The sequence below is a fragment of the Ureaplasma rhincodontis genome (assembly GCF_057537535.1).
The window spans coordinates 158,467-174,757 of record NZ_BAAKAX010000002.1 but is presented as its reverse complement, the minus strand read 5'-3'; the positions used below and the strand labels follow the sequence as shown (position 1 = coordinate 174,757).

Here is a 16,291-nt window from a genome sequence, read left to right as displayed (position 1 = left end):
GTGTTATGAAAGATTTGAAAAAAACTAAATTTAATTTTTATATATTCTTTAATCTATTGATTGCTATTGTGAATATCGCAATAGTGATCATTTTGGCTATATTCGTAAATAATAAGATATGAACAATCGTTTATTCATTATTATCAATACTAATGTTTAATGCAGGGTTTGCTTTTTGAATAGTGAACTCAAACAAAAGAACTACGAAATCAAAACTAACTTGACTTCTTTTGTTTTTGATTTTTCCTTTCTTTGCTTTCTTTATTTTCTTATTTTGAGGAAGAACTCCTTTTAAATACAAATCAAAGAAAAATTACATCAAGACAGAAAAAAAATATATTAGTTTATATAACTACTCATTATTCAATGATTTAATGTCTATTAAAGGCCAAACACTTGCTTCTAACTTTTTAACTCTTGTTAGATATAACTACAACACTTGCCAAGAGCCTGTCTTTACTAAAAATCACATTACTATTATTAATCAAAACACAGCAATGTTTAAAACCTTGTTTGATTCTATAGAAAAGGCAAAAAAAGTTGTATTTATCCAATATTACATTATTAGTGAAGGTTTTTATTTAAACACCTTAATAGCTTTATTATTAAGAAAAGCAAAAGAGGGTGTAAGAATTTATATTCTTTTTGATAGAGTTGGATCATTAAAAATATTTTCTAAACAACTGACCCAAAGATTATGTCAAGAGAAAAATATAGAAATTGCATTCTTTGAATCAAAGAATGATTACAAAATAAGATCAACTACTAATTTCAGATCACATAGAAAAATGTTAATAGTTGATAATGAAATTTGTATTTATGGTGGCTCTAATCTTGGTGATGAATATTTATCAATGAGAGAAGATTATGCAAACTGACATGATCTTAACTTTTCAATAGAAGGACCATTAGTTCAAAGAATGTTATTCTCATTCTTTTCAGATTGAGAAAATCAAGGTAATGAAGCTCTTGTTAAACACCTTGCTTTATGAAAACATGTTCATCCATCTAAAAAAATAACAGTTAGTTTTTACAAATTAAGAAGACAATTCTTCAGAAGAGCCAAAAAAATAATAGCTGAAAACATTGAATGAAAACCAAGACAAGAAAGAGACCTATTTAATCATCTTAAAAATGAAAATATAATTAAAGAATTTCCTAAACAAGAATTTGAAATTATTGAACATGAAGAAAATATAGATCATAACTTAGTTTCTTTTATAAACACAGGACCAAGAAATTATACTGATTTCTTAACTGAACAAATAATTTCAAGTATCTCAAGAGCCAATAAATCTATTAGAATAATTACTCCTTATTTTAATCCCAATGATGAAATATTTACAGCAATAAGATCAGCTGCTGCTTCTGGTATTACAGTCGACATTGTTGTTCCTGGAGTTAAGAACAATCAATGATTCTTACTTTACATGAATAGAATGAATTATTGAAAAATAATGAGAAGTAATGTTACTTTCCATGAATATAATGGTTTTGTTCATACAAAACTTATATTAGTTGATGATAGAATTTCTTTAATTGGAACATTCAATATGGATCTTAGATCTTTAAATTCAAATTATGAAAGTATGATCATAATTTATAATGAGGAGATCAACAAACAATTAACTGATTATTCAAAAGAATTATTAAAAAATTCTGCAAAAATTGACAGAACATATCTTAAAAAGAAACAAAATTTAAGTGGTAATTTTGTTACTTATTTACTAAGATTAATTCAACCATTACTATAAGGAGAATTAAAATGCAAAAGTATACTAGAAAATATATAATTAATTCCAAGCTCGGAATTGAATATACTAAAGCAACTAAAATAGTAAATTTCACATTTGCATTTAAATCAAGTATTAACTTCAAAGTAAATGACAAAATTTGTGATGCTAAATCTTTAATAAATTTAATGGCTCTTAATATCAAACAAGGTGATGAATTAGAAATGATAATAACAGGCGAAGATTCATCAGAAGCTATTGATTCAGTTGAAAAACTATTAAGAGATATTAAAGTTATTTAATAACTAAAGGACAGTAATATGAAACAATATACAAATGCTATAAGACACTTAGGTATCAAATCAATCAAAAATGCTAATAACGGACATGCAGGTATGACAATAAGTGCCGCTCCTATAAATTATTCGATTTATAAATCAAACTTTAAAATAACTTCTAAAGATCATTTATGAATTAATAGAGATAGATTTGTGCTTTCTGGTGGTCATGGCGTTATGAGTTTATATCCTATACTAGCTTTCATGGACTTATTAGACATGAAAGAAATGCAAAATTTTAGACAATATAAATCTAAAACACCAGGACATCCTGAAAGTTTTTTAACTCCTTATATTGATGCTTCTACTGGACCGCTTGGACAGGGTATAGCATTAGGCGTTGGAATGGCTTTAGCTGAATCTTATTTATATTCTCAATTCAAAGAATTGAAAGGTCTAATTGATCATCACACTTATGTAGTAGCTGGTGATGGTGATATTCAAGAAGGAATATCATATGAAGCAATGAGTGCTGCTGGTAAATTAGGTTTAAACAAACTTATAGTTTTACATGATTCAAATGATTGACAATTAGAATCTTCAGTTCAAGAAGTAAATGCAGAAAACTTAGAAAAAAGAATGCTAAGTATGAACTGAAATTATATTAAAACTAATAATGAAGAAAAAAACATTCTTACTGCTATTGAAAAAGCAAAGAAATCTTCAAAACCAACATTCATTGAAGTTAAAACAATTATCTCCGAAGGACTTAGTGTTCAATCCACAGTTAAAGGACATGGCCCTTCAATAAGCGATGAAGAATACAATAAATTTTTAAATCATTTTAATCTTAAAGATAATGGTTGAGAGTTTTCAGAAGATATATATTCTGAATTTAAATCAATAGTAAGTTCTGGTGATAATGAATTTGAAAAATGAAATAAATTATTAGAAAAATATAAATCAGAAAAACCAGAACTAACTAAGCAATTCATTAATCAAACAAATGGTATTTTTCAAAAAATTGAAGATATTGTTAACATTAACAAATTATCTAAAAATGTTCCTTCAAGAACCACTATTAATGAAATATTAAATCAAGTAGAAAAAGAAATTAAAGATACTTTATTACTTTCTCCAGACGTTAGTTCTTCAACGGGCGTAAGAAATAATGAAGAATCTTTTAACAAAAACAAAACTAATAACTACATTAAACTAGGTTTAAGAGAACATGCAATGGCAGGAATCCAAAATGGAATCTTATTACATGGCGGTTTAAGAAGTATATCAAGTGTCTTTATGGCATTTAGTGATTACATGAAGCCATCTGTTAGATTGGGAGCTATTTCAAAACTAAATTCAGTTTATGTATACACTCATGACAGTGTGTTAATAGGTAGTGATGGTCCTACTCATCAACCTGTTGAACAATTTGCAATGGCTAGAACCATTCCAAATACACAAACAATAAGACCAGCAGATGAAAAAGAAACGCTTATGGCCCTTTCTGAAGCTTTAAGTAGCAAAACTACTACTTATCAAATCTTGGCTTCTAGACAGAACTTAAACTCATTAGAAAGTACAAACTACAAGCTATCAGAAACAGAAGGTGGTTATATAGTCAAAGAACAAAAAGAAGCCGATCTTACTATAGTAGCTTCTGGATCTGAAGTTGGACTTGCTGTTCAAGTCGCTAATGAATTTAAAGAAATTAAAATAAAAGTTATATCAGTTCCAAATCTTAATAAATATTTAGAGTCTAAAAATTTAAAATCAGATTTGAAATCTAAATTAGGAATTTTTGCTATTGAAGCATCAAATGATCCTATGTGATATAAATTAGCAATTTATACTAATAATTTTAAATTCTTTGGAGTTAATGATTATGGACATTCAATGGATGGACAAAAACTTTATGAATTATTAGGGTTTGAAAAAAATAGTATAATAAAAGAAATTAAAGATAACTTTCTTAAATAAAACACTATAAAAAATAAGTTTTTTAAATAGTTATTTTTTAAGTTAAAAAAATTATATAATTATTTAGTATTTAGTAACTAACTAAAATTTAGAAAAGGATTTCAAATGGCCGTACCAAAACGTAGAGTAAGTAAGTCTCGTAAGGGAATGCGTCGTAGTCATCATCATTTAGAAATACAAACTTCTGTAGCATGCAAAAAATGTGGAGTTCAAAACAAACCTCACCGTGTTTGCTTGAGTTGTGGAATGTATGGTGACAAAAAGATTCTTGACATTTAATAAATGAAAAAGAATAATTTAGACAATATTAAAAACATTCCAAAAGCTACAAATTTTCAAGATCAAAAAGTTAAAACAGAAGTTGATTGATTCAAAATCAATATGATTATCTTAACTATAATATTAGGAATAACATCTGCTATTGTTTTAATTCTTGTTATTAGAATATTTGCTTAAAAACCTGTGTTTAAGTGCAGGTTTTTATTTTGCTATTAAATAATTACTTCAAATACTTATAAACAAATTATGTAATTCAAAATAACTTTTCTAAAAGTCTTTAAACACCCCTTAAAGGCTTTTTATTTGTAAATGAATACAAATATCATAAAAAGAAAAGATTAAGCCTATTCAATCGTTTATAGTACAAATAAAAACTCTTGGTTGCCCAAGAGTAAATATTAATTTTGTTTAAATTGAATTTCAATAATAATTATAAACTATTATTAAGCTTTTGCAGCAGCTTTTGCAGCCTTCTTAGCTTCTTTAATTGCTTTTTCCTTAGCAATTTCTTCAGATACTTTTTCCATATGAGCTAAAGTATATCTTGTATCACTAATAACATTAACCGCAGCATCAGTAATTTCAAGTTCTTCTTGATTTAAAACTTCGAATGAAGGTAAGTTTTTAATATTGAAGAATTTAGTTTTACTTGAAGGAGAGTAGTTAGAAATATTAGTATCAGGGTTTTTTTCTATTTTTTCAAGTTCATCTTCAATGATCTTAACTAATTTACTTAGTTTTCAACCATTATCTGAAATTTCATATTTAACTCTATAAGCAGTGTCAACTCATATACCTTCTGCTTCTTCATCATTACCAGGCATTCTTGTTGCTTGTAAAAGACTAGCGTCATTAGATTTTTCTTTAATTATATCTATGTCAATATCTTTACGTCTAAGTGGTTTAGATTTGACTGGTTGAGGTTCTTCAACTTCATGAGCTAATTCTGGAGTTGGTTCAGGTTCATATTCCATTTCTGGTTGATGTTCAGGTTCTGGTCCAGATTTTAATTCTGATTCTGGTTGAGATCAGAATTCAGGTTCTGCAGTTGGTTCTGGTTGATGTTCAGGAATTCTTTTTTCTATAATTGTAGTTTCAATAATTTTTTCTTGAACAATTGGAGAAAGAGATATTTCTTCTTCTTTCATTGGAGTGTAAATTGGTTCATATGAATCAATTGTTGAATCATCTTCAAATGAAACTTCTACATCAGTACCAATTGGATCTTCTTCATTAGAAGAATGAATCATTTCAGCATCATCAACAATTGGAATTAATTCAGCTTCTTGTTCTCCATCAACAAATAATTCTTTTGGTTGACAATCAAGACATTGTTTTGAGTAAAGAACAGTACTTCCTGTTTGTTCAGTTTCTGGTAATTTAGCAACTGGGTTTTTATTACATTCATTACATTTATCAATATCATTGTTGAAGTGTTCAAGAGTAACACCGATATTTTCTGGAGTTGGTTCTTTATCAACAACTTCTTTGATAACTTCTTTTTCTTCTACTTCAACTGGAAGTGGTTTTTCGCCATCAGCATAAGCAGTTAAATCAACTTCGATTTCAGGAATAAATCCGGGCATTCATTCAACTTCATAAATTGAATGATTAGAATTAGAATAATCTTCATAAGCATCGATTAATTCAGGATCTCTTTTAACTCTATATATTAATTCTTCAGGTTCATCTTCTAAGAAGGCAATTCTATCTTCTTGTTCTTGTTTTTGAATTATTTCTTCTTGTTCAAATAAATCTTCTATTAATACTTCTTCATCATTACGATCAATAATAGAAGAAGGAGTTTGAGTCACAAAAGAAATTACATCATCAATATATTCAATAGTGTTTTTCTGATGAACTTCTTTTTTATCAGCCAACACTATTTTTTTACAAACATCTGTTGGATTATCTAAATGAATAGGATAAGAATAATTTAAACGACTGTCGTTTTCAGCAAATTTATTAATGTTTTTCAACATGTTCTTTACGCTAGTAGCATCAGACTTTCTTTGTCTTGCAAGATTAATAATTTTTTTCTCATATTTTTCTAATTCAATAATATATTCTTTGAATGAGTCAAAATATTTAGAAAATTCATTTTCTTTAATAATATTGATGAATCTAAGTAATTCTCTTAATTCTTCTAAAAGGATTTTTTGTTTAAGAACATTTATAATTGCCTTCTTTTGAGAAGCAACTACACTGTAACCTTTAATTTTATTAATTGATATAGTTTTTAAAATTTCAATATGTTCTGATCTTAATAATGCTAATAAATTAGAGAACTCTGAAAAGAAAATAAGTTTTTCAGAATAAATACAAATCAATTCATTCATACTTTTAATTGAAGAAATTGCAATTAAAATTCTAACTTGTTTGTCTTTAACAATATGTTCAGCAACAATTCTATTTCTAACAACTTTTTTAGCATTGTCACTTAAAGTTTCTTTATCAGATTTAATAACTTCATAGAAGTTTAAATCTTCATTAACAGTAATTATATTAACTAATAATTTAACATTGGCTCTTAAATTATTGAATGTTTTAACTTCTGATTCTTCAAGTAATTTTAATGTTTTTCTAATTTCAGCAAAAGTCTTTTTAGAGTTTAATTTAATATGATAAATATATTTATTTTTATTTTTTGATAAACTCAAATCTGTAAGATCAAAAATGAATTTTTTAGATGTTTTAATTAACTTATCAAAATGACGATATTTATTTGTAACATTCATTACGATAAATAGATCTTGAATAATAGTTTTTAAAACAACATTAACAAAACTACCTGTTTTTTCTTTGTCTCTTCAGTTTGAATTATTTTTAAGTTCTTCTAATGAAAGTTCAGAAAGATTTAATAATTTTTGGTATACACGTGGATTATTTTCAAATATTCCAACATTACCTAATTTTGAAAAAGGTTGGTTAGGGTTAAAATCTCAATTTCTATATGTATTAGCAATATCAATATTAATAGTTTCTTTTGCTTCACATAAAATTTCTTCTGTAATTTTTTGTGAGTATAGTAAAGAACTTACGTAGTTGATTTCTTCTTTAAGAATAGAATCATTAACATTAGTGTAAATAATTGGGTTTTCATTTACTACTAAATTTTTTTTATTTTTATTATTCATTTTTTTATCCTAATTTAAACTCTTCTTTTTAAATCTTGCTTTCAACATAATTAATTAAGTTTTTAATATAGATCTGTAAATTTGTAAAATCTAAATTTGCAGCATCTGTATAAAAATTACCTAATAAAATTATTAATCAACTTATTTTTTGTTTATACATAATAATTTCATCATGAGAGTGTGCAATTTTGATATTCACTAGTAATTCTTGAAGTTCTAAGTTTGTAATTACAATTTTTTGAATTAAAACATTAACATCTACTTTGAAACGATTTACTTCTTTTGTTCCAACACTTAATTCAAATTGATCTCTTAATAAATCTTCATCAGTTAAAAATTGATGTAGATTAATGTTTGATTCAATATCATGTAAATCATAATCTAAATATTTAGCTAAATAAATAGGTTTATTATCTACAATCAATCTTAAAAATTTACCCTTGTTGTTGTATTTATGAACAGACACAAATTTAAAGAAATCATGATTCAATGCTCATTCTTCAGACATTGTGTTTACCAAAATTGAATTTTTAATTTGTTCTTCTGATAAATTTTGAAGTTCTAAATCATTATGTCCTAAAAACTCTTTGTTTATTTGAGGAGTTGTTTTATTCTTATTTTTCATTTTAGCTTTAGCCTTAGTTTAATTTCATATATTTAATCTTTACTCTATTACATATAAAGCACTATTGGAATAATTATAATACTTTTTTGATTTTCTAATTTATTTTTTCTCTTTCATGTGAGGAAATAATAAAACATTCTTAATGCTATCTTGTTCAGTAAACAGCATTATTAATCTATCTATACCTATTCCTAATCCTCCAGTTGGAGGCAAACCATATTCGAGAGCATCAATGAAATCATTATCAATTTCATTGGCTTCATCATTGCCAAGTTCTTTCTCTCTTACTTGTTCTTCGAATCTTGATAATTGATCAATTGGATCATTTAATTCACTAAAAGCATTTGCAAATTCTTTTTGTCCAATAAACAACTCAAAACGCTTAGTGAATCTTTCATCTGAGTAATCTTTTTTAGATAATGGACTAACTTCTACAGGATGTCCTCAAACGAATGTTGGTTCAATTGCTTTTTCTTCACAAAAGTTTTCAAAAAAAGCATTTACAACATGTCCATATGTTTGTTCGTGTTTTTCTAAAGAAATATTGTGTTTTTTAGCGATTTCTAAAGCTTCTTTTGTTGATTTCACTTTGAAAAAATCAATACCTTTTACTTCTTTAATAAAATCAACCATATGAATAACCTTAAAAGGTTTGGAAACATCAATGTCAAACGATCTATATTTAAATATCGTTTTATTTAATTTTTTAGAAATTTCTTTAAAAATTTCTTCACAAATAACTAACATTTCTTCCATACCAGAATATGCTTCATAAAGTTCTAAAGAAGTGAATTCTGGATTATGAGTTGTATCCATTCCTTCATTTCTAAAAACTCTTCCAAGTTCATAAACTTTTTCAAAACCACCTACAATGATTTTTTTAAGATGAATTTCAGTTGCTATTCTTAAATAGTAATCTCTATCCAAAGTATTATGATGAGTTATGAATGGTTTTGCAGCAGCACCACCTAAAGTTGGTTGTAAGACTGGAGTTTCAACTTCAAAATAATCTTTATTATCCAAATAGTTTCTAATTATTTTTATTATCTTACTTCTAAGTACAAAAATTTCCATTGTTGAATCATTAACAATAAGATCAAGATATCTTTGTCTTGATCTTATTTCATCATCTTGAAGACCATGAAATTTTTCTGGTAATACTTTTAAAGATTTTGTAACTATTTTAATTGTTTTTACATATATAGTTATTTCACCAGTATTAGTTTTAGTTGGTACACCAGTAATTTTTACAATGTCACCAAAATCAAGTGATTTAAAAACTAAAAATGTTTGTTCGTCTACTTCTTTTTTATTTACATAAAATTGTAGTTTAGCTGAAAAATCTTTAATAACACCAAAGGTTTGTCTCAAAGAAACTAGTCTTCCAGCTAAAGTGAATGTCTTATTTGTTTTTTCTTTTAATTCTTCTTTTGAAAATTTATTGAATTCATTTTTGAATTCACTTAAGCTACATGTTCTCTTGACTTTTTCAATTTCAAAAGGATTGTTCTTTTCTTCTTGTAGTTTTTTTAATTTTTCTCTTCTTATTAGTTCTTGATCAGTAAATTCTCTGCTCATTTTAATATCTCTTTTTCGTTACAAATAATAATTAAAATTATAGTATACAAATTATAAAAAAGAGTAAATTAAAAAAACTTATAAAAATAATTAAATAATTGTTTATTTTCAAAAGAAAAATTTAATAAAATAGTATTAAGTTTATATTGGGGAATTTAATGATTAAGAAGAGAATAATCAAAATAGGTCTTGTTGTTTCTATGATTGGTTTAATAATTGGAATGTTTGTAGCATTTTTATTTAATTGAAATTCAAATCCCACTTTTTTATATATGGCAGGTTCTTCTTCGGTTCATCCGTTAATAGAAAAAATATCAAAACTTTATTATAAAGACACTGGAACCCAAATAATTTCAGGCGCTGGTGGCTCTGGTGTTGGAATCCAATATATTATTAATAATAAAAAAAATGTTGGGCTTGTTTCAAAAACTCCATCTTCAAAAGTTGCAGGAGTTCCAGCTAACGGAACTAATGTTGCAATCACAGGAACTAATAGTGAAGTGTGAGAAAAATCAAAAATAAAAACTGCAACGATTGCATGAGATGGAATGGCATTAATTTATAAATTACCTCCAAATGAAAATAAATATCCAAAATTAGTTATAAATCAAAAGAATATTTTAGATTTGTTCAGAGCTTTTGCGGGCTTTAAAACTTATAATCTTAATATGTTACAAAGCGATTTACCATCATATCAAATAAAACCATTTGCCAGAGTTGGAGGAGCTGAAGCCTCTGGAACCGCTGAATCTTTTTTTGAATATACAGGACTTGTTAATCATTCTGATTTAGATGCAAAAGAGTTTGATCCACTTAAAAATGGTAGTTACGGTCCCATAACTGAACAGACTGCAGAATCTAATTTACAAGCTTTTCAACAAGTTAATAATTACAATACAAATAAAAACATTGTTAAAATGGTTTATTTATCTGCGGGATTTGTTTTAAACAATATAGAAGAAATAAGAAATAATGGTTTTGTTATAGCCGAATATCAAGGACCAAACGAACAATCTCCAAGTCCTTTAAACTTAAATAATATTGCCAATGGTTATAATTGATATAGACCATTTAATCTTTTGTTTAGAGTTGATGAATATAAAATTGTTAATCAATTTTTTGATTGATACTATAAAAACATAATAAAAAAACCAAATTCCGAACTTTATAATTTAATTACTTCATCTGATTATAAACCAATTAACGAGGCTCAATTTAACTCCATGTGTTTAAAAATCAATGGAAGCATGGATTTCTTTGTTAGTGATTATCAATTATTAAAAAATTCAGAACAATATATTAAAAGAAAAAACAAAGACACTTGATATGGTGCTATTTAATGAAGGTATTAAATGAATAAAATAACTAAAAACAAATTGTTAAGTAATTCAATTGCGAAGATTGTTTCACAAATTGCAGCTTGATTATTGTTATTTATTTTTGTTGGATTTGTTGGTTTTATAATATGAAAAAGTATTCCTGGTTTTCAGGCATATGGTTTATCAAACATATTAGGAACTGATAAATTTAATATTAATAATCCAGACATTAAACACGCCTCAATATGAATGCCATTAGCTATTACTTTATTAATATCTGTTTGTGGATTAATAATTGCAATCCCTTTAGCAATTAAAACTGCTACATTTATTAAATTTAGAATCAAATCTAAGAAGCTTGAAAAAGCTATGAGAATATCAATAGAAATTATGGCTGGAATCCCATCAGTTGTATTTGGTCTTTTTACTTTAAGTTCTTTAGGTTCGGCTGTTGATGCAATTTTTCATTTAAATTCATCATCAACTGTATTATCTGCGATATTTATGATGGGATTCATGTTGATTCCTACAATAATATCTCTAACTCTTAATTCTTATGACAATATAGATTTTGGATTAATAGAAAACTCTATAACATTGGGAAATACAAAAACAATTGCTATTTATAAAGTTTTCAAAAAACAATCTAAAGGAGCGATATTGGTTGCTGTATTAATTGCATTTGGTAGAGCAGTTGGTGAAACAATGGCTGTATCTATGCTATTAAGTTCTCAAAATTATAATGATATATTCTCACAAGGAATATGAGCTGTACTTACTTCTTCTTTAAGTCCATTAGGTTCTGTAATATCTGTTGGTATGTTTAGTGAAAATGGCGGGGAAAGTTTAAGAGGATTACTTTATGCTTTTGGAATAATATTATTCATAATTATAACAATCATTAATGGTTTTGTTATTTTCCTAACTAAAAAGAAAAACAAGAGTAAATTCATAAGATTAAATGCCATATTTAATAAAATTATGCAAATCTTATGCTTTGTTCCAAATCAAATTATTCAAACATTTGAAAGCATAACTTATAAACCTTCAAAAAACATTAACGTAAATACAACTAAACAAGAAATGTCTGAATATATTTCAAATAGAATTAAAACAAATAAGTTTAAAAATGTATCAACTTGATATAAATTTGGATCTGAAGCAATCTGTGCAAGTGTGGTATTTGGTTTTGTTTTATGAATAGTACTTGATATATTAATTCGTGGATTGTCTCCAGAAACCTTACAAAATAATACAATATTTGATTATGGAATGAACACAACAGGACAAGCTGCTTTAAATACTCTTTTATTGATATTTACTACAACTCTTTTTGTATTACCATTTTCTTTAGTGCTTGCAGTTTATTTAAATGAATTTTCAAGAAATAGATGACCAAGAAAAACTATGTTGTTTGCAATGGACTCATTATCTTCAACTCCATCTATATTGTTTGGTATGTTTGGAATGGCGTTCTTTATTCAAACAATGGGACTTACAATGGCAGGTAAAATGGGTAACTCCTTATTGGCTGGTTCATTAACAATTGCTCTTGTTGTATTACCAAACTTAATTAGAACAATACAACAAGGTTTAAACAATGTATCAGATGAAATAAGAATGAATGCTTATTCTCTTGGTAATTCTAAATTTGAAACTATTAGAAAATTAGTATTACCAATAGCACTAAACCAAATAGTTACTTCTGTATTAGTAATGATTAACAGAATTTTATCCGAAACCGCTCCTTTATATTTAACAGCGGGTTTAAGTTCTGCAAATTCTGTGGCTATTATGTATCCAGGACAGACACTAACAACAAGAATATATTCTCAAATGTTTGGAACCAATTTAAGTTCTTCTTATGGAATAATGTATGAATCAGCACTAACCAATATATTTTTAATTGTTATTATGATTATGATAGGTTATTTATTAATTCCTAACTATAAATACTTTATTGAAAAAATTAAATTTAGTTTTTATGTTTATGATCAAACTAAAGATATTCATCAATATGTTCCAGAGCAACTCATGAAGAATCAAAGAGTTGGCAATCAAATATTTATTTCAAATTCTCAACTAGAAGAATTTAATATAAGCAAAAGAAAAAATAAATATTTCTTGAATAATTTCAAGTTTATAAAAATTAATTACATATCAGATGAAAAATTATTGATTATGGAAAAGAACATAAATCAAATAACAGAAGAAAAATATGAAAACTACATTCAAAGGAGATAATATGAAGGATATTAATTTATCAACTGCAAAAAGCACAAAAGAAATGAATCCATCAGAAATTGATAGAGAATTGTTTCTAATGTCTAAAACTAAACAAGTGTTTTTCTTATTGTCTTTATCTTATAAACAAAAACAAGAATATATTCAATACAAAAAATTTCAAAAAAAGAAAAAATCTACTGTTAAAAAAGATTTTAATAATGAAAACGCATTTGAAGTTAGAGATTTTAATTTATGATATTTACACGGAAAAAAACAAGCATTGTATGATATTAATGTAAATATTAAGAGAAATAAAGTAACTGCTCTTATTGGACCTTCTGGATGTGGTAAATCTACTTTTTTAAGAAATCTTAATAGATTAAATGATACTATTGAAGGAGTATTAACTAGTGGTGATATTTATTTTGACAAAGTAAATATTAAATCGAAATATCTAACAGAACTTGAACTTAGAACAAGAGTGGGATTAGTTTTTCAAAAAGCTACACCATTTCATATGTCTATATATGATAATGTTGCATTTGGTCCTAGATCACATGGAATTAAAGATAAAAAATTATTAGACAAAATAGTTGAAAACTCTTTAAAATCTGCTGCTTTATGAGAAGAAGTCTCTGATGAATTAGATAAATTAGGGACAGATTTATCTGGTGGTCAAAAACAAAGACTTTGCATAGCAAGAACTATTGCTTTAAATCCTGAAGTTATACTAATGGACGAACCAACAAGTGCTTTAGATCCTATTTCGACTGGAAAAATTGAAGAATTAATTTTACAATTAAAAGAAAAATTTACTATAGTAATAGTAACCCATTCTATGAATCAAGCTTCAAGAGTTAGTGATGAAACTATATTCTTTTATAAGGGATTAATAAAAGAACATAGTGATACAAGAGAATTATTTACAAATCCCAAAGAAAAAATTACTAAAGATTACATTTCTGGAAAGTTATAATTATGAGTTCAAATTACTTAATGATGAAAGAAGAAGAAGATAAACTTTTTCAAACTATTGTTAATTTTTTCAAATTAACAATAGAAATCCATGAATATAATATGTCAGTTTTAACTGAAGAAAAAGGTTTTAACAAAAATCAATTAAAGACAGTTAGGGCTTTAGAAGCACAATCAAATGCTTTTTATAATGATATAGTTGACGAAGCTTCTTGATTAATTCAGAAACACAGACCAAGAGCTTCTCACTTAAGATATTTAATTGCTTCTATTAATACTGCTAAAGAATTAGAAAGAGTTTCTGATTATGCAGTAGATATTTCAGAACTTTTAGAAAAACCAGAATTTGATAATGAATCAAAAAAGGATTTTATAGAAGTTTATACCAATGCTTTTAAATTAATCAAAAAAATGTTTAAATCTTTTAAAGAAAAATCTGTTAAATTTGATGTTAAAAATAAAACACAAACTAAACTTGTTGAATATTCAGACTTTGTTAATTCTTCAATTTATCAAGTTATAAAAGAAACTAAAAAAATTAAAGAAAATGATGTTTATAAGACAAATATAAACATAATAATAGCAATTACCAAGATCCAAAGAGTAGTTGAACATGTTTATAATATTTTAAAAGCATTTAGTTATGTATCTATTCAATCACAAGAATAAAAAAACCAAGAATATAATTCTTGGTTTTTTTAATACAATTAAATAAAATTAAAATGAAGATTGTTATAAAATACAAGTAATGTATGTTAAGGATAAACTATAAAATTATGAATAAAATTAACAAGAAAATTGCATTAGCAAGCTCTTTAATTATTGGCGCTTCGATTGTTACTGGAGTCACTGCTCCGCTTTTAATGAATACTAAAATAAAATCAATAAAAAATGCAAATCAAGTTACAGAAAACAATCAAACAAGTGCTAAAAATGTAACTATAGCAATTGAAACTGCCAGATTTCAAGCCGCGTTTGCTAATCTTACAATATCTGAAGTTGTTGACAAATTTAACAAGTTGTCATCTTTTGCTGAAAAAGCCAAATTTTTAATAATTAAAGATGAATCTCTAAAAACTTGCAAAGCAACTGATGTATTGAGTGATGTAATTTTGGTAGAAAATCCAGTCAATAAAATCAAATTCATTTTTATTAAAAAAGATGGTTATATTATTACTGACAAAACTGGAATCTCACTAAATAGTAATGGTGATTCTGCTCCACAAAATAATGTTAATATTGAAGTTTCTGTTAATTTTGCAAATTTCGAAAAAGATTTTGCTAATTTAAATACAATGGAAATAATTTCTAAATTTAATAATTTATCAACAATTGCTGATAAAGGCGCATATCTAATAATTAAAGATGATAAACAACAAACTCATAATCCTGCAGAAGTTTTTGATGATATATTTTTAAGAAAAATTTCTAAAAATAAAATTCAATTTATTCTTGTTAACAAGAATGGATATATTGTTACTGATAAAACTGAAATCTTAACAAGCAATGTTCCTCCAACACCAGAACCAATTCCCCCAGCGCCTGATCAAGGTGGCGGAGATAACCAAAACCCAGATCCAGTTCCTCCAGCACCCGACCCAATTCCACCAAAACCAGATCCAGACCCAGTTCCACCAACGCCAGACCCTGAACAACCAATTCAATTAGATGTTAAACTTGATCAGAAAAAATTTGAAGCAAAATTCAATTCTCTAGAATCACTAGAAGAAATAGTTAAATCATTTAATTCTTTACCTTATAAAGAACAAATACAATTTTTCAATATCACCGGAGCTACAACTGCTGATAAAGAACCATTTACAGACATCGTGGCTTCTATAAATAAAAAAACCAATAAAATAGAATTTAAATTCACCACTTCTCCAGGATATACGCTTGGAACAAATGACATAATTACATTGCATGAATTTAAAATTTCAAAATTTACTATTGGAGAAATAATAGCAATATCTGTAGCTGTTATTGTAGGATTAACACTTTTAATTGCTGCATTTTCAACTATTGCTAAAAATAAAAAATAAGCATTTTTTTATTTTTATATTCATAAATCAAAAGACAAAAGAACACTAATAAACGGTGTTCTTTTTTAAATTTATCCTTTAAATTTGTATTAATAATTTAAACACCTAATTGGAAAATC

The 16,291-nt window shown here is 26.1% G+C and carries 13 protein-coding genes; 10 read left to right on the top strand and 3 right to left on the bottom strand.

All coding sequences use genetic code 4. The features are described from left to right. Positions 1-14: 14 nt before the first annotated feature. The 5 genes from AC27EK_RS02720 to AC27EK_RS02700 all read left to right on the top strand — a co-directional run bounded on the left by AC27EK_RS02720 (position 15) and on the right by AC27EK_RS02700 (position 4,447). A complete protein-coding gene (locus AC27EK_RS02720) occupies positions 15-1,754 on the top strand; it encodes a phospholipase D-like domain-containing protein (protein ID WP_487231823.1) in 1,740 nt (579 codons plus the stop codon). Between the two features lie 11 nt (positions 1,755-1,765). Next, positions 1,766-2,035 carry an HPr family phosphocarrier protein gene (locus tag AC27EK_RS02715; RefSeq protein ID WP_487231822.1) on the top strand — a complete coding sequence of 90 codons (270 nt, stop codon included), beginning with the start codon at positions 1,766-1,768 and terminating at the stop codon, positions 2,033-2,035. A gap of 18 nt (positions 2,036-2,053) precedes the next feature. Beyond that, on the top strand, positions 2,054-3,991 hold the full coding sequence (locus tag AC27EK_RS02710; RefSeq protein ID WP_487231821.1) for a thiamine pyrophosphate-binding protein: 1,938 nt from the start codon (positions 2,054-2,056) through the stop codon (positions 3,989-3,991). Positions 3,992-4,096: 105 nt separating this feature from the next. Next, positions 4,097-4,270 carry a 50S ribosomal protein L32 gene (rpmF, locus tag AC27EK_RS02705; protein ID WP_487231820.1) on the top strand — a complete coding sequence of 58 codons (174 nt, stop codon included), beginning with the start codon at positions 4,097-4,099 and terminating at the stop codon, positions 4,268-4,270. 3 nt (positions 4,271-4,273) lie between these two features. Next, positions 4,274-4,447 carry a hypothetical protein gene (locus AC27EK_RS02700; RefSeq protein WP_487231819.1) on the top strand — a complete coding sequence of 58 codons (174 nt, stop codon included), beginning with the start codon at positions 4,274-4,276 and terminating at the stop codon, positions 4,445-4,447. Positions 4,448-4,713: 266 nt separating this feature from the next. Here AC27EK_RS02700 and AC27EK_RS02695 read toward each other — a convergent pair whose 3' ends face one another. The 3 genes from AC27EK_RS02695 to lysS form a co-directional block, all read right to left on the bottom strand. After that, positions 4,714-7,407: a hypothetical protein gene (locus AC27EK_RS02695; RefSeq protein WP_487231818.1), complete on the bottom strand. Its 2,694-nt coding sequence runs from the start codon at positions 7,405-7,407 to the stop codon at positions 4,714-4,716. 28 nt (positions 7,408-7,435) lie between these two features. Next, the gene (locus AC27EK_RS02690) at positions 7,436-8,032 is read right to left on the bottom strand and encodes a hypothetical protein (RefSeq protein WP_487231817.1); all 597 of its coding nucleotides are present in this window, start codon (positions 8,030-8,032) and stop codon (positions 7,436-7,438) included. A gap of 99 nt (positions 8,033-8,131) precedes the next feature. Beyond that, positions 8,132-9,610: a lysine--tRNA ligase gene (gene lysS / locus AC27EK_RS02685; RefSeq protein WP_487231816.1), complete on the bottom strand. Its 1,479-nt coding sequence runs from the start codon at positions 9,608-9,610 to the stop codon at positions 8,132-8,134. Between the two features lie 158 nt (positions 9,611-9,768). Here lysS and AC27EK_RS02680 point away from each other — a divergent pair, with 158 nt between their 5' ends. The 5 genes from AC27EK_RS02680 (at position 9,769) to AC27EK_RS02660 (ending at position 16,172) form a co-directional block, all read left to right on the top strand. Beyond that, positions 9,769-10,950: a type 2 periplasmic-binding domain-containing protein gene (locus AC27EK_RS02680; RefSeq protein WP_487231815.1), complete on the top strand. Its 1,182-nt coding sequence runs from the start codon at positions 9,769-9,771 to the stop codon at positions 10,948-10,950. A gap of 12 nt (positions 10,951-10,962) precedes the next feature. Next, positions 10,963-13,173 carry an ABC transporter permease subunit gene (locus AC27EK_RS02675; RefSeq protein WP_487231814.1) on the top strand — a complete coding sequence of 737 codons (2,211 nt, stop codon included), beginning with the start codon at positions 10,963-10,965 and terminating at the stop codon, positions 13,171-13,173. A gap of 1 nt (position 13,174) precedes the next feature. Then, positions 13,175-14,131 carry a phosphate ABC transporter ATP-binding protein PstB gene (pstB, locus tag AC27EK_RS02670; RefSeq protein ID WP_487231813.1) on the top strand — a complete coding sequence of 319 codons (957 nt, stop codon included), beginning with the start codon at positions 13,175-13,177 and terminating at the stop codon, positions 14,129-14,131. A gap of 2 nt (positions 14,132-14,133) precedes the next feature. Further along, on the top strand, positions 14,134-14,799 hold the full coding sequence (locus tag AC27EK_RS02665) for a PhoU domain-containing protein (protein ID WP_487231812.1): 666 nt from the start codon (positions 14,134-14,136) through the stop codon (positions 14,797-14,799). A 107-nt stretch (positions 14,800-14,906) separates the two neighbouring features. Continuing rightward, positions 14,907-16,172, top strand: a complete 1,266-nt coding sequence (locus AC27EK_RS02660; RefSeq protein WP_487231811.1) for a hypothetical protein — start codon at positions 14,907-14,909, stop codon at positions 16,170-16,172. Positions 16,173-16,291: the final 119 nt, after the last annotated feature.